At 33.2% G+C, this 364-nt stretch carries 1 pseudogene; it reads left to right on the forward strand.

The features are described from left to right. Positions 1 to 20: 20 nt before the first annotated feature. A pseudogene (locus tag FUA24_RS07635) lies at positions 21 to 364 on the forward strand (glutamyl-tRNA reductase); the annotation flags it as partial.

The raw sequence follows: 364 nt of genomic DNA on the forward strand, positions 1-364 counted from the left end.
CCCCACAGTTAGGTAATAAAATGCAAAAGTATAACATATCAAAAAGTAAAAACTTTTATGCCATTGGTTTAAGTTACAAAAAAGCCGATGCCGTTATACGTGGTCATTTTAGTTTAAGTGACGATTCTAGGCTTAATTTACTACAACAAGCTAAAGATAATCAAATTGAAAGTTTGGTAGTAACATCAACCTGTAACCGTACCGAAATTTATGGTTTTGCCGAACACCCTTTTCAGCTCATAAAACTACTTTGTGATAATACTGAAGGCACTGTTGATGAATTTCAAAAAGTAGCATACGTATATAAAAATAAAGAAGCCATAAGCCATATGTTTAGGGTAGGCTCTGGTTTAGATAGCCAAAT

It is taken from the genome of Seonamhaeicola marinus, from assembly GCF_008085455.1.